Source organism: Acinetobacter sp. RF15B, assembly GCF_007558235.1.
Lineage (GTDB): Bacteria > Pseudomonadota > Gammaproteobacteria > Pseudomonadales > Moraxellaceae > Acinetobacter > Acinetobacter lwoffii_C.
The window spans coordinates 216,043-240,153 of the sequence record NZ_VLSR01000003.1 but is presented as its reverse complement, the minus strand read 5'-3'; the positions used below and the strand labels follow the sequence as shown (position 1 = coordinate 240,153).

Annotated in this window: 21 protein-coding genes; 8 read left to right on the top strand and 13 right to left on the bottom strand. The window is 44.7% G+C overall.

Annotated elements, in window-relative coordinates; genetic code table 11:
• Positions 1-567 precede the first annotated feature (567 nt).
• Positions 568-1,449: an EamA family transporter gene (locus E2K74_RS03710; protein ID WP_151206359.1), complete on the top strand. Its 882-nt coding sequence runs from the start codon at positions 568-570 to the stop codon at positions 1,447-1,449.
• 59 nt (positions 1,450-1,508) lie between these two features.
• Here E2K74_RS03710 and pcaD read toward each other — a convergent pair whose 3' ends face one another.
• From pcaD to E2K74_RS03650, 12 genes are all read right to left on the bottom strand, one after another.
• Positions 1,509-2,288 (bottom strand): 3-oxoadipate enol-lactonase, encoded by a 780-nt coding sequence (gene pcaD, locus E2K74_RS03705; RefSeq protein WP_151206358.1) that lies wholly within the window; start codon positions 2,286-2,288, stop codon positions 1,509-1,511.
• A 67-nt stretch (positions 2,289-2,355) separates the two neighbouring features.
• Positions 2,356-3,561 (bottom strand): 3-oxoadipyl-CoA thiolase, encoded by a 1,206-nt coding sequence (gene pcaF, locus E2K74_RS03700; RefSeq protein WP_151206357.1) that lies wholly within the window; start codon positions 3,559-3,561, stop codon positions 2,356-2,358.
• A gap of 134 nt (positions 3,562-3,695) precedes the next feature.
• Entirely contained in the window at positions 3,696-4,349 is a 654-nt protein-coding gene (locus E2K74_RS03695; protein WP_151206356.1) for a 3-oxoacid CoA-transferase subunit B, read from the bottom strand.
• A gap of 23 nt (positions 4,350-4,372) precedes the next feature.
• Positions 4,373-5,041 carry a 3-oxoacid CoA-transferase subunit A gene (locus E2K74_RS03690; protein ID WP_151206355.1) on the bottom strand — a complete coding sequence of 223 codons (669 nt, stop codon included), beginning with the start codon at positions 5,039-5,041 and terminating at the stop codon, positions 4,373-4,375.
• A gap of 27 nt (positions 5,042-5,068) precedes the next feature.
• Positions 5,069-6,286: a benzoate/H(+) symporter BenE gene (gene benE / locus E2K74_RS03685; protein ID WP_151206354.1), complete on the bottom strand. Its 1,218-nt coding sequence runs from the start codon at positions 6,284-6,286 to the stop codon at positions 5,069-5,071.
• Between the two features lie 52 nt (positions 6,287-6,338).
• Positions 6,339-7,124, bottom strand: coding sequence for a benzoate diol dehydrogenase BenD (benD, locus tag E2K74_RS03680; protein ID WP_151206353.1), 786 nt, complete (start codon positions 7,122-7,124; stop codon positions 6,339-6,341).
• Positions 7,125-7,140: 16 nt separating this feature from the next.
• Complete coding sequence (gene benC / locus E2K74_RS03675) at positions 7,141-8,157, bottom strand: benzoate 1,2-dioxygenase electron transfer component BenC (RefSeq protein ID WP_151206352.1); 1,017 nt, start codon at positions 8,155-8,157, stop codon at positions 7,141-7,143.
• A gap of 90 nt (positions 8,158-8,247) precedes the next feature.
• Entirely contained in the window at positions 8,248-8,739 is a 492-nt protein-coding gene (gene benB / locus E2K74_RS03670) for a benzoate 1,2-dioxygenase small subunit (RefSeq protein ID WP_151206351.1), read from the bottom strand.
• Complete coding sequence (gene benA, locus E2K74_RS03665; protein WP_151203409.1) at positions 8,736-10,124, bottom strand: benzoate 1,2-dioxygenase large subunit; 1,389 nt, start codon at positions 10,122-10,124, stop codon at positions 8,736-8,738. Before benA ends, benB begins: the two co-directional genes overlap by 4 nt.
• Before the next feature lie 77 nt (positions 10,125-10,201).
• Positions 10,202-11,122 carry a catechol 1,2-dioxygenase gene (catA, locus tag E2K74_RS03660; RefSeq protein ID WP_151206350.1) on the bottom strand — a complete coding sequence of 307 codons (921 nt, stop codon included), beginning with the start codon at positions 11,120-11,122 and terminating at the stop codon, positions 10,202-10,204.
• Positions 11,123-11,280: 158 nt separating this feature from the next.
• On the bottom strand, positions 11,281-11,571 hold the full coding sequence (catC, locus tag E2K74_RS03655; RefSeq protein ID WP_151206349.1) for a muconolactone Delta-isomerase: 291 nt from the start codon (positions 11,569-11,571) through the stop codon (positions 11,281-11,283).
• 15 nt (positions 11,572-11,586) lie between these two features.
• Positions 11,587-12,696 (bottom strand): muconate/chloromuconate family cycloisomerase, encoded by a 1,110-nt coding sequence (locus E2K74_RS03650; protein ID WP_151206348.1) that lies wholly within the window; start codon positions 12,694-12,696, stop codon positions 11,587-11,589.
• A gap of 116 nt (positions 12,697-12,812) precedes the next feature.
• Between E2K74_RS03650 and E2K74_RS03645 the strand changes: the two genes are divergently transcribed.
• From E2K74_RS03645 to E2K74_RS03620, 6 genes are all read left to right on the top strand, one after another.
• The gene (locus tag E2K74_RS03645) at positions 12,813-13,724 is read left to right on the top strand and encodes a LysR family transcriptional regulator (RefSeq protein WP_151203413.1); all 912 of its coding nucleotides are present in this window, start codon (positions 12,813-12,815) and stop codon (positions 13,722-13,724) included.
• 223 nt (positions 13,725-13,947) lie between these two features.
• Positions 13,948-15,327 carry an MFS transporter gene (locus tag E2K74_RS03640; RefSeq protein ID WP_151203414.1) on the top strand — a complete coding sequence of 460 codons (1,380 nt, stop codon included), beginning with the start codon at positions 13,948-13,950 and terminating at the stop codon, positions 15,325-15,327.
• Positions 15,328-15,430: 103 nt separating this feature from the next.
• Positions 15,431-16,762 (top strand): DcaP family trimeric outer membrane transporter, encoded by a 1,332-nt coding sequence (locus tag E2K74_RS03635; protein WP_151206347.1) that lies wholly within the window; start codon positions 15,431-15,433, stop codon positions 16,760-16,762.
• 675 nt (positions 16,763-17,437) lie between these two features.
• Positions 17,438-19,081 carry a long-chain-fatty-acid--CoA ligase gene (locus E2K74_RS03630; RefSeq protein ID WP_151206380.1) on the top strand — a complete coding sequence of 548 codons (1,644 nt, stop codon included), beginning with the start codon at positions 17,438-17,440 and terminating at the stop codon, positions 19,079-19,081.
• A 305-nt stretch (positions 19,082-19,386) separates the two neighbouring features.
• Entirely contained in the window at positions 19,387-20,409 is a 1,023-nt protein-coding gene (locus E2K74_RS03625) for a flavin reductase family protein (RefSeq protein ID WP_151206346.1), read from the top strand.
• A gap of 34 nt (positions 20,410-20,443) precedes the next feature.
• Complete coding sequence (locus E2K74_RS03620) at positions 20,444-21,616, top strand: fatty acid desaturase family protein (protein WP_151206345.1); 1,173 nt, start codon at positions 20,444-20,446, stop codon at positions 21,614-21,616.
• A 390-nt stretch (positions 21,617-22,006) separates the two neighbouring features.
• On the opposite strand, the gene E2K74_RS03615 is transcribed toward E2K74_RS03620, so the two are convergent.
• Positions 22,007-22,717 (bottom strand): HAD family hydrolase, encoded by a 711-nt coding sequence (locus E2K74_RS03615; protein ID WP_151206344.1) that lies wholly within the window; start codon positions 22,715-22,717, stop codon positions 22,007-22,009.
• A gap of 276 nt (positions 22,718-22,993) precedes the next feature.
• Between E2K74_RS03615 and E2K74_RS03610 the strand changes: the two genes are divergently transcribed.
• Positions 22,994-23,887, top strand: coding sequence for a LysR family transcriptional regulator (locus E2K74_RS03610; protein ID WP_151206343.1), 894 nt, complete (start codon positions 22,994-22,996; stop codon positions 23,885-23,887).
• The last annotated feature ends 224 nt before the right edge of the window (positions 23,888-24,111 follow it).

The following is a 24,111-nucleotide window of genomic DNA, read 5'->3' as shown; positions in this document are numbered from 1 at the left end:
ACTTACCTCTTTATAAATTAGAGAGGTAATTCCAGAAACCAAACTGCATCACGGCATATGTGTTTTAATAAGAATAATAAAAACTTCAGCAAAAACCTGATACTTATAATTTGTAAAGACAAGCATAAAAGTCATATCTGCTATGTTTTTCATATTTTTTAATTTAAAAATCAAAAGGATAGATAGGTGATGAAATTAATTTTACGGTTTTAAATTTAGGCAGCCTCTAAGTTATTACCCAATTCGATTGAAAGTGAATGCTTTATTTCGATGCACAAAGATTATTCTGCCGGGTTTGAGCCTCAACTTCTTAGAGTTCAATAAAGCAGCTATTAAAGAGTAAGGTTTTATTGATCGCCCATTTATCCATACTTTATTTTTCTTCGGCAACTCAGACTTCAACTTAGATGCTTATGTGTCGCTGCTATTTGCGTATTGATAAATTTAAATTATTTTTTAAACCATAAAATTAAACTTTCAGCTATTAGATCTCATCCCATTTTTAATTAGTCATACGATGGGCTAAGGCATAGAATTAATTTACTTTTGTGGTCGTGGCATAGGGCAATGAGCTGGATTTTCTTTACTTTAATGGCGGCATTTATGCAAGCCTGGCGTAATGCCTTCCAAAAACAGCTAAGTACAACGGTAGATGTTTGGGGAGTTACCCTTGCACGCTTTATCTTTGGATTGCCATTTGCCGCGCTTTATCTCAGTAGTTTGTATGATCTGAAACCGGCTGAAAATATCGTGCATTTTAGCCCAAAATTCTGGATCTATATTGTGATTGCCGGCTCAAGTCAGATTTTAGCGACTGCGCTGATGGTGCAGCTCTTTAAGCAGAAAAATTACGCCATTGGCGTAGGACTCGCTAAAAGTGAAGCCATACTGGCTGCCATGATTGGGGTTGCCTTTTTATCCGACCAGTTGTCTGTTTTGGCCTGGACAGGCGTGGCGCTGGGTGCTTATGCCGTTTTTCTCTTGAGTAAAGGTCGGGAGGCGACTGGATTTTCTCCCAAAACTCTGGTTATTGGAATCGGAAGTGGTTTAAGTTTTGCAATTACCTCACTTCTGGTACGCGAAGCTAGTCTGGAGCTGAATACCTTGCCGACTTTACATCGGGCGGCCTGGGTCTTGATGATGGTCATCAGTTTTCAGTGCCTGAGCATGCTGATGTATCTGAGCCTTTTTAGCCGCCAGACTTTAGTAGAGATGTGGCAGCGTCTGGGGTTGGTCTTTAAAGTTAGTATCTGCAGTTTTATGGCATCACTTGGCTGGTTTACCGCCATGAGCATGATGAGCGTACCGGTAGTCAAAACCTTGGGACAAATCGAGATTTTGTTTAGTATGCTGATTTCTGCTTATTTCTTTAAAGAAAAACTGGCTCGTACTGAACACTGGGGATTGGTTCTGGTGGTGATAGCGGCGGTTTTAGTGATCTGGGCCTAGAGTCTGTATATAAAAAAGCCACTGCTCAGCAGTGGCTTTTTCTTAATTCAACAATGCGTTTAAGCAGCAAGAAATGCCTGAACTACCTGATTAAAGGCTTCAGCTTGCTCTACACTGGAAATATGCGAGGCATTGATTTCACAGAGCTGGCTATTGACGATACTGTGTTGCATGGCCTGAGCGTCTGCCACTGTGGTAACCGGATCTTGCTGACCTGTCACAATCAGTACCGGTACCGAAACTGATTTGATTTGTTCACGTAAATCCGCTTTAGCCAAAGCTTCACAGCAGCTTGCATAACCTTCCGGGCTGCCAGCTCTAAGGTCGTTTGAAAGTTCTGCAACAATTGCTGCGTTGCTTTGGATAAAGGGTTCAGTAAACCAGCGTGATGCGGCAGTGGATGCGATCGGTGCCAGACCTTGTGCACGAACCAAGGTCGCACGTTCCAGCCAGGCTTGCTCCTGACCGATCTTCGCGGCTGTATTGGCCACAATCACGTGATTAAAACGTTCAGGGTGATTAATTGCCAACCATTGCCCGGTTAGCCCACCCATGGAAATACCACAAAAAGCGGCTTTCTGGATATTCAGATGATTCAGTAAATGGATGACGTCTTGACCTAACTGATCAAGTTGATAGGGGCCTTGTGGTGCTGTTGAGCCTCCATGACCGCGAGTGTCATAACACACCACAAAATAATCTTTTTGAAAAAATTCAATTTGTGGCTGCCACATACTGAATTTAGTGCCCAACGAGTTGGAAAAAACCAGCGCAGGCTTGGTGGCATCGCCAAAAGTCCGATAATTGATCTGTGCATCATTTGATGTAAATGTTGGCATGAAATATTCCTTTGTAGGTCCTAAACCTTCTTGTTTTATCAACGGGAGCTGAGGAAGAATTCTTTATTTAAACACGCTCAATAATTAAAGCGATACCTTGACCCACCCCAATACACATGGCGCAGAGGGCATATTGTCCACCGCTCTGTTCCAGCTGATTTAAGGCCGTAGTAACCAGACGCGCACCGGATGCACCGAGTGGATGACCCAAGGCAATCGCCCCACCATTCGGGTTAACTTTCTCCGAGCCATCTGCAAGGCCCAGGTCACGGGTGCAGGCCAGAGCCTGAGCTGCAAAAGCTTCGTTTAATTCAATCACATCCATCTGCTCTAGAGTCAGACCGGTTTGAGTGAGCAGCTTTTTGATCGCAGGTGCAGGACCAAACCCCATGATGCGCGGTTCAACCCCTACGACGGTTGAGCCAATAATTTTGGCCCGTGCTTTTAAGCCGTGTTGTGCAATTGCTTCATCCGAGGCAATTAACAGTGCAGCCGCACCATCATTAATCCCTGAGGCATTACCGGCGGTGACGGTTCCGTCTGCTTTGACCACAGGTTTCAGTTTGGCCAACGCCTCTGCCGTGGTTGAGGCACGTGGATGTTCATCGTGATTCACGACAACTGGATCGCCTTTACGTTGTGGAATGACCACCGGAATAATTTCATGAGTAAAGAAGCCTTTGGCTTGTGCTGCCGCTGTGCGCTGCTGACTGGTCAGGGCAAAACGGTCCTGATCTTCACGGTTAATGTTGAACTGTTGCGCGACGTTTTCCGCCGTTTGCGGCATGGTTTCAACACCATATAATGCTTTGAGTTTTGGATTGATAAAACGCCAGCCCATGGTGGTATCTTCAATGTTCTGGCTACGGCCATAGGCACTTTCAGATTTGCCCATTACAAAGGGCGCGCGCGACATAGATTCTACCCCACCAGCAATTATCAGGTTGGCTTCACCGGCTTTAATTGCACGTGCTGCCAGGGCGACTGCATCCAGAGACGAGCCACACAGACGGTTGACAGTGGTGGCAGGGACTTGATAAGGCAAACCGGCCAGCAGGGCTGACATACGGCCCACGTTACGGTTATCTTCACCCGCCTGGTTGGCACAGCCATAGATGACATCATCTACCTGTTCCCAGTTGACGGATGGATTACGTTCCATGAGGGCTTTGATCGGTAATGCGCCCAAGTCATCTGCCCGGACAGTTGCCAGACCACCAGCATAACGGCCAAATGGGGTACGGATGGCATCGATAATATATGCGTTTTTCATATCTAATCTCTTCTTTATAAAGTTCCCTCTACTTTAGGAGAGGTTTGTTAAATTTCCCCTCATCCTAGCCTTCTCCCAGAGGGAGAAGGAACCTCAGGTATCTTTTAGAATTGGGTTTGAATTTACTAAAGTTCTTAACCCTGAGTCGCATCAATCAGCGTTGCACCCGTCATCGACTGTAATTCTGCAAATGACAAACCTTCTACTTTTTCAACCACTTTCATACCATCCGCAGTTATATCAATGATGCAGAGGTCAGTATAAATGCGGTCTACACATTTCAGACCGGTTGCCGGATAGCTCAGCTCAGCCACAATCTTAGGTTCCCCATTTTTGGTGACATGATCGGTAGTGATAAAGACTTTTTTGGCGCCCACAGCCAAATCCATTGCACCGCCAACGGCTGGAATCGCATCGGGTGCTCCCGTATGCCAGTTGGCCAAATCTCCATTTTCAGCCACTTGGAAAGCTCCAAGTACCGCAATATCCAGATGACCGCCCCGCATCATGGCGAATGAATCACCGTGATGGAAAAAGCTGCCTCCGGTGAGTATGGTGACGTATTCTTTACCGGCATTAATCAGCTCCGGATCACGGTCTTTTTCCGCAGGAGGCGGGCCGAACGCCAGCAAGCCATTTTCTGAATGCAGAAAGACGTCTTTATCGTCAGGCAGGTAGCTGGCAATTTTAGTCGGCAGGCCAATGCCCAGATTGACATAGGCGCCATCTGGAATGTCTTGTGCCACACGCTCGGCAATCTGGTCACGGGTCAGTTTGATATAGCTCATGAATCTTCTCTCCTTAGCTGCAATTACTGTGCAGGCTGAACCTGAACCACGTGTTGAACAAAAATCCCCGGGGTAATAATGTGCTCCGGGTCCAGGGCACCGAGTTCAACCACTTCAGAAACCTGGGCGATGGTGACATCGGCTGCCATCGCCATGATCGGGCCAAAGTTACGGGCAGATTTACGGTACACCAGATTGCCCCAGCGATCGCCTTGAGACGCTTTGATCAGGGAAAAATCTGCCTTGATCGGATTTTCCAGTACATAGTCTTTACCTTCATAGTTGAGGGTCGGTTTGCCTTCAGCCAGCAAAGTACCGAAACCGGTGGGGGTATAAATAGGTCCTAGGCCCATGCCAGCCGCCTGAATACGGCAAGCCAGACTACCTTGCGGTACCAGTTCCAGTTCAATCTTTCCGGCACGGTACAGCTCATCAAAGACCCAGGAGTCGGATTGACGCGGGAAAGAACAGATAATTTTACGAACAGCACCAGATTTGAGCAGCTTAGCCAAACCATAATCACCATTTCCGGCATTGTTATTGACAATAATCAGGTCCTTGATGCCCAATTCGATCAGACCATCAATCAGTTCAGCAGGCTGACCTGCTGTACCAAAGCCACCAATCATGACAGTTGAGCCATCCTTAATTTGTGCAAGTGCTTCGGTTAAAGCAGATGATTTATCAATCATAATATTTCCTAATTCAACAAATGGTCATTAACGCTGGGTTTGAGTGCCCGTCACAGCAACAGTCTGGCCAGTGCGTTTGGTTAAAATCACATGTGCCACAATACCGATACAAATGCCCCAGAAGACGGAACTGAGCCCTAAAAAACTCATGCCTGATGCGGTGGCCATAAAGGTAATTAATGCCGAATCACGTTGTGATTCATTGTGCATTGCTGTGGAAATATTAGTGGCAATCGCGCCAAGTAGGGCCAGTCCTGCAAGAGCCGCAACCAGTTCTTTGGGCAAGATGCTGAACAGCATGACAATACTGCCCGCAAACAAACCGCCTAAAATGTAAAAAATGCCGTTGGCAATACCGGCGATATAACGTTTTTCCTTGAGTTCGTGGGCATCTTTACCGGTACACAGCGCGGCGGTAATCGCAGCGAGTACAATCGTAATTCCGCCCACAATCGCCACGCCTACAGAAACAATACTGGCCAGACTCAGGATAGGTTTGGCCGGCATGTCATATCCACTGAGCTTTAAAATGGCCATACCCGGTAAAAACTGTCCTGTCAGACTGACGATGGTCAAAGGCAGGGCCAGGTTTAAAGTGGATGACCAGGTCCATTGCGGCATAATCAGCTCCGGAATAGCCAATGAAAAATTCATGGCAACCGGATTGATTTTCCCAAAGATAAAACTGAGGCTAATGCCTGCAATCAGAACCCAAATAATGGCATAGCGGGGAGAAAAGCGTTTGGCCAGTAAAAAGCACAGCAGCATGCCAAAGACCACATAAGGCATGCTGTCGGTTGCTTTAAATAATCCGATCCCGAATTGAAATAGAATACCGGCCATCATGCCGGCAGCCAGTCCTTGAGGAATGGCTTTTAAAAGCCGGTCAAATGATCCGGTGACCCCAATGATAAAAATAATGATGGCTGAGCTAATATAAGCCGCTACCATTTCATTGAGAGTAATCCCTGGAAACAGGGCAACCAGTAAAGCTGTACCCGGAGCGGACCAGGCGGTAATCACCGGGACTTTAAACTTGATGGATAAAACAATACCGGTGATGGCTGCCCCAATTGAACTGCCCCAGATCCATGAGGCCATCATGCTGGATGAAACGTCGGCCTGTTGGGCGGCCTGAAAGAAGATAATCATGGGGCCGGCATAAGAAATCAGCACTGCTAAAAAACCTGCAACAGTGGCTGAAATAGACCAGTCATTTTTTAATGTTTTAACTAGGGCTCCCATTGCGATTTGCCTCCTTGCATTCAATGATCCCGTAAACGTTCAGATAATCTGGTTAACCCAGATCGCCACCGCCTACAGGCACAACCGTTCCAGTAATATATGAAGCATCATCAGAGGCCAGAAATAAAATGGCATTGACCTGCTCCAGAATCGTTCCGTAACGCCCTATAAAAGTGCGGTCAACCGTCTGGTCGACCACTTCCTGCATCCAGGATTTTTCCTGCTCTGATAACGGTTTACTGTTACGAGGGATTTTGCGTGGTGGTGCTTCAGTTCCACCGGTTGCAACGGCATTCACACGAATACCATCTTTGGAATGGCAAAATGCCAGTGATCGGGTTAGTGCATTGACTCCACCTTTGGAGGCCGAGTAAGGAATACGATTGATACCGCAGGTTGCAATGGAAGAGACATTCACAATCACGCCCTCCTTATGTTTCAGCATCTCAGGTAATACTGCATGGCAGCACCATAGCGTCGGAAATAATGAGCGGCTGACTTCTTTTTCAATTTCTTCAGGTGAGAACTCAACGAAGGGCTTCATCCAGATGGCGCCCCCCACATTGTTAATGAGCACATCTACACGGCCATAGACTGCGATGGCTTTGGCCACAACGGCCTGAGCACCGGCATAGGTTTCCAGATCGGCTTTGACAACAATGGCATCACCCTGAAAAGCTTCGATTTCAGCCAGTGTTTCTTCAACATAATCGGAAAAATCAGCCAAGACTACTTGTGCACCTTCGCGGGCTGCTTGCAAAGCCACCCCATGACCAATACCCTGGGCAGCGCCTGTGACAATCACAACTCTGTTTAAAAATCTTTGACGTGCTGACATGGAAAACTTCCTTTTATTAATTCGCAGAAAATTTTTCAAACAGGAAATTCGCAGGCTTTATGCCTTCTGTGTCTAGCCAGCTTCTGACCGCTTCAACCATAGGCACCGGCCCACATAAATAAATATCGACATCGCCGTCATTTAACCATTCATTTTCGATATGACCCGTGACATAGCCTTTACGTTTATGTACCGATTCCGGACTTGCAACTACTGTGCGATATTCAAACCAAGGGCATTTTTCTTGCAGTTCATTTAACTTTTCAAGAGCCACCAGGTCAAAATCATTGGTCACCCCAAAGACCAGACGGACAGGTTGTTCTGAGCCTTTTTCTTCCAATACTTGCAGCATCGACAGGAATGGAGCGATCCCGGTACCACCAGCCAACATCAATACTGGACGGGTCACAGGGCGTAAGTAAAAACTACCGAATGGACCGGCAAAGGTGATTTTATCGCCCGCGGTGGCATTCTTACTCAAGAATTCACTCATTTTGCCATTGGGTACGTTGCGCACCACAAAGCCGGTTAAACGGTTACCCGGTTTAGAGCTGAATGAATAAGAACGGGTTTCTGTTGTACCTGGAATCGTTACATTGACATATTGACCTGCCAGAAAATGAATGTCCGGTTGACCTTCATCGAGCTGAACATCAAAGGTAATGGTAGATTCCGACAGGTTGTCTACACGTGCCAGGGTGCCCTGAAAAGCATGGATGGTAGTTTTACAGACTTCTGAAGACGCCTGAATCTGGAAGACTGCATCTGAAGTCGGCTTGCATTGGCAGGCCAGAATATAACCCTGTTCAGCTTCTTCCGGCGTTAATGCATCTTCAATATAAGTTTCTTCCGGCATGTCATACGCACCTGATTCACAAAAGGCACGGCATGTTCCGCATGCTCCGTCACGGCAGTCCAAAGGAATATTAATCTTTTGACGGTAAGCTGCATCCGACAAGGTTTCACCTTGGGCAATGCTAATAAAGCGTGTCACGCCATCTTCAAATTGAAGTGCAATATTGTGGTTTGACATGGCTGAATATCCTATATAAATCTTTGAAACTAAACCTTTCAGCCAATTTTCCATCTGGCTGAAAGGTGATACCTGGCTGTGCAGACAGTCTTACAGGTGATAAATGTCGACGACCTGGTTGATGTAGTCGTTTTTCAGTACCACGTATTTGCTTAAAATTTTCGGTTGTTCACCCGAAAAATCGATCACATAACGTGACATGCCGAAGTAGCTATAATTGGTCTTGTAGCGGAAGCTCAAGGTATTCCAGTTAAAACGTACAGTAACCTTGTCACCGTCGCGTTCCACAACTTCAATATTGTTGATGTTATGGCTGGTCCGGGTGTCCGGTATGGTGGCCGATGAACGTTCCGTCTTGATACGGAAGACCCGGTCTTCCAGACCTTGACGGTCCGGATAGTAGATCAAGGAAATTTCAGACTGTGGATCTACAGTCAAACTGTCATCGTCATCCCATGCTGGCATCCAGAAAGATGCAGTAGGTGCATAACAGTTCAGCCAGTCATCCCACTGCTTGTCATCTAAAAAGCGAGCTTCCTGATAAAGAAACTGGGCAATATTTTCTAAACTGATGTCGCTCATACGGTTTCTCCTTCAGTCTGCGCTGCCAGTTCTTTTTCAGCTGCAATGCCTTTTTTCATCAACTCTAACCAGTACTGGTGCTGGGCCAGATACAGACCTTCATCTTCAGTCTTGATCCCGGACAGTTTTGGTTTTAAGCCAATTTCATTGGCTGCATCATCTGGGCCTTGAATCCAGTGTTTGGAACCACGGCACATGTCGTTCCATTCCAGCGCGATACCAGCATAACCCGCCTGACAGGCGCGGAATTCTTCCAGGTCATCTGGAGTCGCCATGCCGGATGCGTTAAAGAAGTCTTCATATTGACGGATACGGCGAGTACGGGCTTCCGGCGCTTCGCCGATAGGGCCGATACAGTAAATGGTGACTTCGGTCTTATTGACAGAGATCGGGCGCAATACACGAATTTGTGAGCCAAACTGATCCATGAAATAAACGTTCGGATAAATACACAGGTTACGTGAACGCTCGATCATCCATTTCGCCATCGCTTCACCGTATTTCTCGGTATATTCATCCTGCTTGGCAAAGTTTGGACGGTCTTCCGGGTTGGCCCATTGTGTCCACAGCAGCATATGGCCATGTTCAAAGCCATAACAACCGCCGCCTTGTTTGCCCCATGCACCGGCGCTCATGGCACGAATGTTATCACCGGCTTCTTTTTCTTTACGCTGCTGGGTGGTGGCCGCATAGTTCCAGTGCACTGCAGATACATGATAACCATCTGCACCATTTTCAGCAGTCAGCTTCCAGTTACCGTCATAGGTATAGGTCGAAGAGCCGCGTAAAACCTCTAAACCTTGATCTGACTGGTCTACAATCATGTCAATAATTTTGGTGGTTTCACCCAGGAATTCTTCCAGACTTGGCACATCCGGGTTTAAGCTGCCAAACAGAAAGCCTTTGTAACTTTCAAAACGAGCTACTTTTTTCAGGTCGTGTGAGCCGTCTTGGTTAAAGCAGTCTGAATAGCCGGCATCTGTCGGATCTTTTACTTTTAAAAGTTTGCCAGAGTTGTTAAATGTCCAGCCGTGGAAAGGGCAGGTATAAGTTGCCTTGTTGCCTTTTTTATGACGACACAGCTGTGCACCACGGTGTGAACAGGCATTAATCATGGCATTCAGCTCACCCTGGCGGTTACGCGCAATAATAATCGGCTGACGACCAATATAGGTGGTGTAATAGTCATTGTTGTTTGGAATCTGGCTTTCATGTGCCAGATAGACCCAGTTGCCTTCAAAGATGTATTTCATCTCCAGGTCAAACATGGCTTGGTCTGTAAAGACCGAACGGTGGAGTTTAAATTCACCGGATTCAAAATCATCGACCAGTAATTCATCAATACGGTCTAAATGGCTGGTGTTAATTACAGGAATACGAGGCATGTCCAGTCTCCGACTTTCCAAACAGGGTAAGTCATCGGGATGTCGTTCTTAGACTTTCATCCCGATTCCATAGGGAATTATGCGCTTGCGCGGCGACGTTCAACTTCAGTGCTAGGTGCAGCAGCTTGATCTTTCACAAGTTCAATATTGAATTGAATGTGTTTGAAAGGGCCGTTTAAACCACGACGTGCGATTTCAGCTTCATCGGTAACATCAACTGCTGTAGCGACCAGGCCATCACGTGTTGCAAAGGCAAAGTCATCCCACAGGTATTGATCACCTTCGATGTTGAACTGGGTGGTTAACTTGCGATAACCCGGTGCAGATACAAAATAATGCACGTGTGAAGGGCGGTTACCGTGACGGCCTAATTTGTTCAGTACAAACTGGGTCGTACCTTCTGGGGGACAGCCATAACCGACCGGCATGGTGGTAAGTGCCACATATTTACCGTCCTGATCCGTGAAAATAGAACGGCGCAGGTTAAAGTCGGATTGTGACTTATCAAAGAAAGAGTAATTGCCTAAGCTGTTGGCATGCCAGATTTCAACCTTGGCACCTTCAATCAGGTTGCCTTGCGTGTCGGTGACCGTACCTTCAATGATCAGCGTTGGAATTTTGCCTTCCTCGGAGCCATCATCCATGCGGGCAAAACCAACTGATTCGGGCGCACCTGCCACATATAAAGGACCTTCGATGGTACGTGGCGTCCCCCCTGTAATGCCTGCTTTTGCATCTGCAGCATCAGCACGAAGATCTAAATAATGTTCCAGCCCCAATCCTGCAGCCAGTAAGCCTAATTCATTGGCCTGTCCTGCATCGGTAAAATATTCAAGACCTTTCCAGAGTTCTGACTGAGAAATGTCCAGATCTTCAATTGCCTGGAAAAGGTCCCCCAATAAACGCACAACAATTTGCTGTACACGCTCATCTATTGGACCTGTGGCTGTATCGATATTCATTTTCTTTACTAGTGCATCAATTTCTTGGCGGTTCATACTAGTACTCCTTAAGTATGTTTTTTTATATTTGGGTGGCCCATGTTTTTAGCTTGCGTCCGGCTGGCTAAATCTTGCTGGCCACAATCCTTGTGGGGGCGCTCTCTATTGTGTGGATTAGAGGCAAAATCCGGTAATTCCCGTGTTAAAAGGTCTGCTCAGCGGTCATCATCACGAACCGAAGACGGATGACGGTTCAAAGGCATCACTTCAATCTTCATATAGGGATAAAGGGGCAAACCTTGTAACAGGTTGTGCAGCTCTTCATTGCTCTCTACATCAAAAATACTGATATTTGAATATTGGCCACTAATACGCCAGATATGACGCCATTTCCCTTGACGCTGTAAGTCCTGAGAATAGGCTTTTTCTACCGCTTTAATTTCATTGGCCTGTTCCACTGGCATATCTTGTGGAATATTCACGTCCATCCGTACATGGAAAAGCATGGGTTTCTCCTTGAATTATTGACGACGTAAGTTGTCAATCTTGTTGTCATCCAGCTCAATTCCCAGACCTGGGCCTTTGGAAAGCTGAAGTTCAAAGTTTTGATAATTGAGTGGGGTTTTTAAAATGTCTTCGGTCAGTAAGAGCGGGCCAAACAGCTCAGTTGCATAGGCCAGATTCTTAAAGGTAGAGAACACATGTGCAGAGGCAATGGTTCCCACCGGACCTTCCAGCATGGTGCCGCCGTACAGATCAATACCTGCAAGCTGTGCAATGGTGCCGACCTCACAACCTTCAATCAGACCACCCGACTGGGCGATCTTGACGGCAAAAACTGAAGCGCCATTCTGCGTGGCAATCTGATAGGCAGATTGCGGCCCCATCAGCGACTCGTCTGCCATGATGGCGATGTCAAAACGGCGGGTCAGGCGTTGCATTGCCCCCAGATTATCAATTGCACAAGGCTGTTCGATCAGGTCTACGCCACCATCCTGAAGCAGCTGAATACCCTTAATGGCCTCCAGTTCGGACCAGGCGCGGTTCACATCCACACGGACCGAGATGTCTTTGCCTAAGGCGCGTTTAATGGCCAGCACATGTTCAACATCTTCTTCAACCGGGCGTGAACCAATTTTTAGCTTGAAAATATTGTGGCGTTTTGCCGCAATCATTTTTTTTGCTTCTGTAATATCTTTTTCGGTATCGCCAGAAGCCAATACCCACAGTACCGGCACACTGTCGCGTAAACGGCCCCCTAAAACTTCTGAAAGCGGCAAGCCTAAACGCTGCGCCTGAATATCCAGCAGGGCAGTTTGAATGGCACATTTCGCAAAACGGTTGCCATTAATATTCTTTTTAATTGCTTGTAAGGTCTGAGCAACATTTAAACCGGATAGCGTTTTTAAAAGCGGGGTGAAATAAGTATCAATATTCACTTTGACACTTTCCGGACTTTCATCCCCATAACCCAATCCACCAATGGTCGTTGCTTCGCCCCAACCCACATAACCGTCTTCTGTGGTAATTTTGACAAGTACCAAAGTCTGGGTTTGCATGGTGGCCACCGCCATCTTATGTGGGCGGATGGTGGGAATTTCCAACAGCAAGGTTTCAACTGATTTATACATAATTACGGTTCACATTCTTGCTTTCATGCATTAACTTAATATACCTTAAAGGAATAGTTTCGATCAGTCGAAGATCGATTTGGCATTTTTTTATACTTTAAAGGTATTGGTTTGGGATGGAACTTAGACATTTACGCTACTTTGTTGCGGTAGTAGAAGAGCAAAGCTTTACCAAAGCGGCAGAGAAACTATTTATTGCTCAGCCACCTTTAAGCCGGCAAATCCAGAACTTAGAGCAAGAGCTTGATATTCAGCTATTTGAGCGCGGTAGCCGTCCACTCAAGACCACGGAAGCCGGCCAGTTTTTCTATCAGCATGCCGTTAAACTTTTGTCTAATGCAGAAGAAATCAAGTCCATGACGCGACGCATTGGCATTGCAGACCGCAGCATTACTATTGGTTTTGTCGGTTCTTTATTATTCGGTTTGCTATCACGAATTCTGTTTTTATTTAAACAGCAGCATCCTTATCTCAAGATTGAGATGATGGAAATGAATACCTATGAACAGATTCAGGCGCTGAAAGAAGGGCGTATTGATGTGGGATTCGGACGGCTGAGAATCTCCGATCCTGCGGTTAAACGAATGTTACTGCGTGAAGAACGTCTAGTGATGGCAGCACATACCAGTCACCCTTTGGCACAGCAAGAAGGGGTGTATTTATCTGAACTGGTAGAGCAGCCTCTGTTTTTATATCCCAATAGCGGTAAAGCCAACTTTGCCAGCCAGACTCTGGGGATCTTCTCTGAATATGGATTAGAGCCTAAAAACATCCGGACTGTACGTGAATTACAGCTTGCCCTGGGTTTTGTGGCAGCGGGGGAAGGGATATGCATTACACCAGAAAGTGCCAAGAATATTAAACTGGCTCATCTGAACTTTATCCCCATACTCGACCATTTAGCCGTCAGTCCAGTATTTATGGCAATCCGCAATATGGATGAAAGTGAATATATCCGTCATCTATTCGATTCGGTTTATCAGGTCTATGACCTTGAGGCTATTTCCTATGACCGTTCAGTCTTTTGAAAATATGCAGCCTGAGTTCTTATGATAAAGGATTGCAAATGAAACTCGTCTGCTCCCAGAGACTTATGTTTTTCTTTTTTAAATATATTCTTTAATAAAATAAACCACTTGGATAACAGTAGACTTTATAGGTATGGAAGCATGCCTATTCAGTTTTGGACATTTTTTCCTATCTTCTGCATTGTGAGCCTCATTCATTGAACTTCACAGTTAGGAGGTGGAGATGTCTACGAATAAAGTGAATATAAATACACTCATCGATGAAGCGAAGTTTACGCCTTTTCACTGGGGAGTACTGATCTGGTGTTTGCTGATCATTATTTTTGATGGTTATGACTTGGTCATTTATGGGGTCGCATTACCACTTTTAATGCAGGAATGGGCATTGACCGCAGTGCAGGCAGGAATGCTGGCCAGTACCGCACTGTTCGGGATGATGTTTGGTGCCATGACTTTTGGAACCCTGTCAGATAAGCTCGGCCGTAAAAAGACCATTATGATCTGTGTGGCAATTTTTAGTGGTTTTACCTTTATGGGCGCTTTTGCCACCACACCGGTTGAATTTGGCATTTTACGTTTTATTGCAGGTCTCGGGATTGGTGGAGTCATGCCCAACGTAGTGGCATTGATGACAGAATACGCACCAAAACGTATCCGTAGCACGCTGGTTGCTTTAATGTTTAGTGGCTATGCCATTGGTGGTATGACATCAGCTCTGTTAGGTGCCTGGCTGGTTCCTCAGTTTGGCTGGAAAATCATGTTCTATCTTGCGGGTATTCCACTGCTGATTTTGCCAGTGTTATGGCGGTATCTGCCAGAATCCTTGATGTATCTGACCAACAAAAAGCAAACTTCTGAGGCACACAGTATTATTCAGAAAATCTCTCCAACCCAAGTGATTGGTCAAGATACTGAGTTTGTATTGAGTGAAGTACAAAAAGGCGATGAAGCCCCATTAAAAGCACTGTTCCAGCACGGTCGCAGTTTCAGTACCTTTATGTTCTGGCTGGCTTTTTTCATGTGTTTATTGATGGTTTATGCCCTAGGCAGCTGGTTGCCGAAACTCATGATTCAGGCAGGTTATTCGCTAGGCGCGAGTATGATCTTCCTGTTTGCCCTGAATATTGGGGGAATGGTCGGTGCAATTGGCGGTGGCTATCTGGCTGACCGTTTCCATATCAAGACAGTACTGACCATTATGTTCCTCGGTGGTGCAACGGCCCTGATCCTGCTGGGTTATAACAGTCCACAATTTGTTTTATATACCTTGATTGCCGTGGCAGGTGCCGCCACAATCGGTGCACAAATCCTGCTTTATACTTTCGTCGCACAGTACTATCCGTCTACTGTACGCTCTACAGGAATGGGCTGGGCATCGGGTATAGGCCGCATCGGTGCTATCGTTGGACCGGTTTTGACAGGTGCTTTATTGACCATGAACCTGCCTCACCAAATGAACTTCTTTGCAATTGCGATTCCTGGCCTAATCGCTGCGATGGCAATTTTCCTGGTCAATTTAAAATACTCCGTCGATGGTAAAAGCCTTGCAGCATCTGGGCTAGAAGCGGATTCAACATCGAAAAAAGCCAACCCATCATTTTGAAATAGTTGAAAAGTGTAATTTCCTCAATGATATAGATCGCCATCGCAAGCCTTGGCGGTCTATTGCTAGAATCCGATCGGACAATAAAAAAAGTGAGTTTAGGATGAACACAGCTGCATTATTTAACCAACCAACAATTACATTGAAACGTACAGTATTGATGAGCATGATCGCTGTGAGTCTAGGGGGCATCAGTCTATCGACCCAAGCGCAAACCACAGCGCAGGCAAACCAGCAGGAAATTGAGCAGCTACGCCAAGAAGTGCAAGCTTTACGTAGCATGATTGAACAGCAGAAAGCCCAAACTCAGCAGATTGCAACGGCAGTGCAAACACCTGTTGCACCCCTCCCGCCAGTACCCGCCAAAGCTGCAACAAGCCCGGTGATGAGAATTGCCAGCGGCGCCGAATTTAATCTTTACGGAAATATTCGTGCCGATGCTTCTTATCAGGTAGAAGGTGGTGCTAAGGATATGCCTTATAACCAGATTAATGCGGTACCACTTGAAGGTAATGGCGAAAATAGCGATCGTCTCAGATCGACTTTAGCTGCTACACGTTTAGGAATGGACTTTAAAGCACCTGTGGGTGCCGGTAATAATGCCCTTAGCGGTAAACTTGAAGTCGACTTCCTGGGTGGAGCGAACTTGGATAACCTGCGTATTCGGCATGCCTATATTAGCTATGCGAACTGGTTGATCGGGCAAACCTGGTCAAACTTTGCGCTCCCTGATTATATGCCGGAAACTGTAGATGCTTTGGCTTATGCAGGTGGTGCGGTAAAACGTACACCACAGGTTCGCCATACTACGACGTTTAGCCCGGCTACCAATCTGGTTGTTGCAGTAGAAGATCCAAAAGATAGCTCTATTCAGCAACGTTTACCTGCTTTAACTGCACGTTTAAACCATAAACTGGCAGATAATTTTGCAGTAAGCGCACGTGCCATGGGCCATGAAAAGCGTATTAACGAGCAGGAAGAAACCGCATGGGGCGTGGGTCTGGGCGCAAAATATGATGTTATGCCAGGAACGACTGTAAAAGCGGATTATTACCATGTAAAAGGCGACAGCAGCTTTGTCTCTTATGCTAACCCGGGTGTCGTTGCAGCAGGTGGAAACCTTTATCAAAGCGAATTTGACTCAATTACTGTCGGCCTGACTCAGCAGTTTAATGACAAATTACGTGGCACTTTAGGTTATGGTTATATGACCTTCGATCAAGATGCTAATTATGTGCAGGGTGTTACAGATAAAACCAAAATCAATAAAGACCTCTGGCAGGCGTGGGCCAATGTCTTCTATAGTCCGACGAAGCCTCTAAGTTTTGGTCTGGAATATGTCTATGGTGAACGTGAAGCTGTAGCTTCAGCGTCAAATGGCAGTACCAAAGGTGAAGATAACCGAATTAATGCGGTTGCCGTTTACAACTTCTAAGCTACTTTTAAACTGAAGTCATTCAACTGATAAAAACGCGGATGGATTCATCCGCGTTTTATTTTTTCCAAATGATCTGTACTGCAGTGCTTTTTTGGTTCTTGATAAAACTTTTTTATCTATTTCTTAATTTTTCAAATGATGCCGAAACTGCCTTAAAATTTTCATCATGAGAATATGGAATACATTTGATGCGTGCATTTTGGGATAGGGAGCTAACTATTAAAGGGCTTATTCACTAGAAATATCGAGTTGTATCAGCAGAGAATCAAATTGCCAGGTTTCGTCAAGGCTTAAGTGCTTCAACAACCCTATACCATTCTGATTGTTATCACTGCTTTTTTAACCGGTTAAGCCAAAATTTGTATGAATCTAGACTAATATAACAGCTCTCTATGTGCAAAGCCAAACTCAAAGTACAAACTGTGCAGAAAGCTAGAAGACTCAGGAGATTAGATTGGTTTATTAGCTCTTTGAATGACTTTGATTGATTTGCTGTACGTCCCAGTCACTTCTATTAATTTGTCACAATTTGACAATCACACCTGAGCCATTCCCTGTTAAATTCAGTGGGCATGATGACCGGAACTGACTGATTTTTTCAGTCAGTCCTATACTGTCAGGCTAAGAAAACAAATAAAACATGGACTAATAAAAATGAAACGGGAGTGTGAAATGCTGGGAAATATGATGTTTCAGCCTTTATTGATCAGTAGCATGATTGAACATGCCGGGCGTTATCATGCCGACACTGAAGTGATTTCCAAAAATACCGATACCAGTATTACGATTACCAACTGGGGAGAAATTCGACAAAATTCAAAACGTTTTGCCAATGTTTTAATGCAGTTTGGCTTGGAACTGAGTGATCGTGTTGCAACAATTGCCTGGAACAACCACCGTCACCTAGAGTCTTGGTATGCCATTTCAGGAAGTGGTCTGGTCTGCCACACGATTAATCCGCGTTTGTTTCCAGAACAGCTGGTTTTTATTATTAATGATGCTGCGGACCGCGTTCTGCTCTTTGATAAAACCTTTGCTCCTTTGATCAAGGCCATTAAACCGCTATTAAAAACCGTGGAGCAATATATCTGTCTGGATGCCGAAGATCCGGCAATAACTGAAGCATTGCCAGAAGTCCAGTTTTATGACTCCCTTATTGCCCAGCAAAGTGCAGAATTCAGCTGGCCTGAGCTGGATGAAAATATTGCCAGTTCACTCTGTTATACCTCGGGAACCACGGGAAATCCGAAAGGCGTATTGTATAGCCATCGCTCTACCACCTTGCATAGTTATGCCATCAGCCTGCCTGATTCTTTAAATGTCTCTGCACGTGACATCATGCTACCGGTTGTGCCGATGTTCCATGTGAACGCTTGGGGAACGCCATATGCTGCTGCGATGGTGGGATGTACCTTAGTCTTGCCAGGACCTGGCCTAGATGGCGCGAGTCTGGTCAATATGATTGATATTTACAAAGTTTCCGTTGCACTCGGTGTGCCTACCATCTGGCAGGGGCTGATTGCCGCTGCCCAGCAATCTGGTTCAAAGCTGGAAAGCCTGAAACGCAATGTGGTGGGCGGTTCAGCATGTCCACCCGCCATGTTGAAAGTCTTTAAAGAACAATTTGATTGTGAAACCATTCATGCTTGGGGAATGACCGAGACCAGTCCGCTCGGTAGCGCGAATCAGATTAAAACCAAACATCTTAATCTGTCAGAGGAAGAATGCCTGAAAGTGCGTTTGTCGCAAGGTCGTCCACCTTTTGGTGTAGATCTGCGCTTGACGGATGAAGAGAAAGGCACCCACGAAATTGCCCGGGATGGCAAAACCGTTGGGAATCTGCAAATTAAAGGTCACTGGATTATTGATCATTATTTTGGCAAGGAAGAATCTGCACTGACCACAGATGGCTGGTTCGATACCGGTGATATTGCCACTTTAAATGAAGATGGCTTTATGACCCTTTGTGATCGTGCTAAGGATTTAATCAAGTCGGGCGGGGAGTGGATTTCTTCAGTCGAACTGGAAAATATTGCCATGGGTCATCCGGAAGTTGCGATGGCTGCTGTGATTGCAGCACAACATCCGAAATGGGATGAGCGCCCGGTTCTGATTGTGGTGAAAAAACCTGAAAGCCGAATCAGTGAAACGGAACTTCTCGATTATTATGATGACAAGATTGCCAAATGGCAGATTCCGGACAAGGTTATTTTTGTAGATAACATTCCACTGAGCGGAACTGGAAAAATGCTGAAAAAGGATTTACGTGAATCTTATGGTTCTATCCTGACGGAACAAGAACAAGTGCCAAGTTAAGAAGCAAAAAGACGCTGATCTTTCACGTTGAGGAAATATAAAAAACCAAAACCGGTCTGGATTCAGGCCGGTTTTTTTATTGGTTTTCAAAACAAGCTTTATACAAGCAAGGTATTTATTGGACTTCAAGCGAGCTAAATCAGCTTTTCTATGCAATATTGTCCTACAAAAAACCTCATCATGGATTCTCAGCCCATAATTTGTCCTGCATTGATATGGTTTGAAACTCAAAACTTTTTATCCTGAACCACATAATAAATAGACGATTGTATATTAATAAACACCTATGGATTAAGGGAATAAAAATGACAAATATAACCACCTACCGGCCGCATTGGGTGCGTGAAGACTTTATTGACTTCATAGGTGAAAAAATACATCCGACCTGGGCACTAAAAAGAGTCAAAGTTGAGGTCATTAAGATCCAGGCAGTCAGTCCGGATTTTTTCAAGATTCAATTACGTCCGAACCGCAACTTTAAAAGACGACTGTTTCAAGCTGGCCAGCATATCGCGGTGACAGTAGCACTGGATGGGATTCATCATCAGCGTCATTATTCTATTGTGACAATTTTAACCAATGGTGATATTCTGATTGCAGTTCGACAGCAGGGCAAAGTATCACGTGCGCTGAGTCTGATGCAGCTGGGTGCGGTTATTGAGCTTTCTCAAGCTCAGGGTAATTTCACTTTGGGTGATTCTGACAGACCTTTGTTGTTTTTGGCCTCTGGCAGTGGCATTACCGCAATTTATTCACTTTTGCAAAAAGCCGTAGTGCAGTCACTCGAACCAATCGACCTGATTTATTTTACCCGTGACAATGCTTTTCATGCCGAGCTCAAAACGCTGGCTTTGATGCATCCCAACTTCGAATATCATCATTTTAATACCATCGAACATGCACAGCATTTGAATCAGACTTTGCTACGAAAGCGAGTGCCTGATTTTGAAAAACGTGAAATCTATGCTTGCGGTTCAGCCAGCATGATGAAATCAGCACTTAGAATAGTAGCTAAATTTGACCTCCAGCCGCACTTTCATACTGAATACTTCCAGCTGATCACGGATAAAAAAGTAAAGGCACAGCCAGTACAATTTTTAAGGTCTCAACAAGCGTTTCAGGCTGAGTCTAATTTGCTGGAAAGTGCAGAACAGGCCGGGCTCAAGCCTGCACATGGGTGTCGTAGGGGCATTTGTAATACCTGCTCCTGTACCAAAGTGAGTGGTTCGGTACGCAATCTATTAACCGGTGAACTTGATCACGCTCACAACACCCAGATTAAACTATGTATTTCACAGGCGGTTAGTCCTGTGGTGATTAACTTATAACCACAATTAAACAAATAAATAAAAAGGTCCGTTCATGAATCTATCGGTTAATTTTAACAAACACAGCAAATCCCAATTTCTCAGTCTTGAACAGGTTGAAGAGTTTGGGGGCAAGGTGGATACAATCCGCCGTCAGGTCATGGATGACTTGGGTGAAAAAGACGCAGAATATATTTATAAAATCCGGAATTTTATCCGTTATAGCGAAATTACTTCGCGTGGCATGTTGATGTTGGCTGGATGGTTGCCACCCGTGTGGCTATTAGGCACGGGTTTATTGGGTATTTCCAAAATTGTGGAGAATATGGAGCTGGGCCATAATGTCATGCATGGTCAGTTCGACTGGATGAACGATCCGAGCTTGAATGGTGCCAATTATGACTGGGATACCATTGCGACCGGAGATGACTGGAAGTATACCCATAATTATCTGCATCATACGTATACCAATATCGTCGGGATGGATCATGATGTAGGTTATGGCCTGATTCGTGTCAGTGAATCCCAGAAATGGGAACCGCGCTTCCTGTTTAATATTCCAGTGGCAATGCAACTGATGGTCTTTTTTGAATGGTATGTGGGCGTGCAGCGTCTACATCTGGAAGAGGTGATTGTCTATAAAACCAAAACTTGGGCACAGGTGTGGGAAGAAGCTGCGCCCCTACGCCAGAAAATGCGCCGTCAAATCGTGAAAGATTATGTATTTTTTCCGCTGATTGCGGGGCCGAATGCGCTTCCTGTTTTTACCGGAAATGCTGTCGCCAATATCATTCGTAACTTATGGGCCTCAGCGGTCATTTTTAATGGTCACTTTACCGAAGATGCAGAAACCTTTGAATTTGAAATGGATAATATCGAGAAGGAAACCCGGGCTGAATGGTATTTACGCCAGATCAGCGGATCTAGTAATTTTAGCGGTGCTGCCTGGTTGCATATATTAAGTGGTAATTTGAGCCATCAAATTGAGCATCACTTATTCCCCGATATGCCTGCCAATCGCTATGCCGAAGTTGCTCCGAAAATTAAAGCGCTCTGTGCAGAATATGGGATTCATTATAATGAAGCCAGCTTCATCAAACAGTTTTCAACGGTTTGGATCGGTCTGGCAAAATGCTCGCTGCCTCAGGAATGGAATAAGCAGATGGTAGAAAAAATCCAGATTCTGCAATCAGGCTGGAATGATTTAAAGAATAAACTGATCAAATAATTTAGATACTTTTACTGTTTATCCCTCTGGATACTCCTCAATAGATTTGGATGGTTTATTGAGGATTTTTTTCATTAGAATTGGAGATTAAGACTAGGGCTATCAATTATAGTTATCACGCCAAACTTAAAGTTCTCGTATGGGCAGAGAAGCCCTATCAAGTTCTGCGCCAAGATTCAGCATCTCGCTCTAATACCATCAATCGTGTAATTAATACTTTAGGTTGAAAGCTGACAGTTCAAAATACTTAAAATTAGTAAAAATGGCAGCTACACGCTCCGATTTTTTGAATTCGCATAACAGCCACGATGTGCAATAGGCTAGCTAGTAGCCAAGAGTTAATCTTTACTTTTTAGTGGGTAGGTCAGCTTAGATCACAACTAAATACTTTTAACTCACTAAACGTAGTAGTGCTGCAAAATCTTCTACATAATAATCAGCTTTGGCTTTAATCAAGTCGATTTCATGAGCAGAATATTGATCATAAATTGCGATGACATCAATACCGGCTTGATTGGCAGCTTCAACACCTACCAAAGAATCTTCAATAATTACACAGTCCTGAGCAGAAAGTTTAAAATGCTTGAGTGCATTCAAATAGACTTCTGGATGCGGCTTAATATTCTCGACATTTTCTCGCGTCCAGATCATAGAAAAATCATGTTCAAAACTAAGTTTGCGATTAATATTCTGATTATTTTCCTGATAGCGCTGAATATTGGATAAGCTGGTAGTTGTGGTTAGCGCGATATGTAGCCCTTGCTGTTTCAGGGTGGAAATCAAGGTTTCTGCATGCGGTTTCAGCTCAATCACGTGGTCAAGAAAATGCTGTGAAATATGATAACGGCGTGATTTTACCTCTTCTTTGCTAAGATTAAAGCCATAAAGTTCTCTTAAATAGTCACAATATTCCAGATAAGGATCAAGCGAATGTTTAAAGGCTTTCAGTTGTTGATCGCGTTGCTGCTGAATTTGGCTTAAACCGACCTGCACATGAGAAAGTTCCTGAATCAGGGCAGCATCTACCTGATTCCAGATGCCGACAGAATCAATCAGAGTGCCATCCAAATCAAAGCAGACCAGCTTTTTGCCCCGGAACATTTGACGTTTCCCCCAATTTTTTACAGCTTATTGTGTGCGGCAGAGTATATAACAGGAGTCCTGATTTTTTTTGATCGCCTCAGGAAAAAATCCAGCCTGGCTATTTTGAAAAAATATTAAAAAACAGCAGAAGGAAAAGTATTTTTTACTTGCCTTCGTATTGGAATGGAGGGTATGGCGGGTGTAAAAGTGTTATATTTCGATAATGGCAGTGGATAAAACAATATGGATAATTCGCATGCCAAATGATGCAAAAGTAAAAGGGAATATGTTGTTGTGTTTGAACTTGACTGTAAATTACTCAGTATTTTTTATTATGTATATAAATTCAAAAATGTCTCACAGGCAGCCGAACATCTGGAAATGAGCCAGCCAGCGGTCAGCAATTTACTCAATAAAGTTCGCCAGCATTATAGTGACCCTCTGTTTCTGCGTATTGGCAATGAAATGCTACCGACCGAGTTGTCTAAGCAGCTGTTTCCTTTGGTTAGTGAAGCACTGAGTAAAGTGGAGGCCATCAATAATTTTACCATTGATTTTGATCAGGCCACTTCGCAGCAACAGTTTACGCTGGCCATGACCGATGTATCACATCTGGTACTCTTGCCAAAAATTTCCCAATATCTCAAACAGCATGCTTCTCATATTCGGCTGAATGTACGCCCCATTACTTCAGAAACCAGTTATCAGATGGCCAATGGCGAAATTGATCTGGCTTTGGGTTTTTTGCCTAATTTTGAAAATGGTTTTTATCAGCAGAAGCTGTTTGAACAATACTATGTGGTGATTGCAGCCAAAGACCATCCACGGCTAACGGGTGACACCCTGACCACGGAAGAGTATTTACATGAAACTCATATTGATATTGATGCAGGCATGGGGCATTACCATATTGAAAATGAGTTACTCCGCCTGGAGTTAAAGCGCGATATTTTGATGCGTTTGCCGAGCTACTTAGGCGTGGGTCTGGTGGTACAAGAGACTGATGCCATTGCAACCGTGCCGTATTATTTAAGTGAAGTACTCTTGTCTCGTGGTAATTTGAAAATTTTTAATGCGCCCATTGCTTTTCCGACCTATTCAGTAAAACAGTATTGGCATGCTTCTTGTCATCATAAGATTAGCCATCAGTGGTTGCGTCATACTTTCTATGAAATTTTAAGTAAATAGTTTTTTTAATTTCAATAACTGGATAAAGACCAGACAACGGACGGGGGGGATTACGCACAGTGTATAGGAGCAGATGAATCATCAGATCACTCATTTCCCGGATGATTTGCCCTGCGAACAGGTGAATAAGGAATCAAGCTCTTTTAAATCGGGCAGAAATTCAGACAAATATTATCAATTTCATAAAATAATTCTATAATAGCGTCCATTCGGGTCAGGGTTCA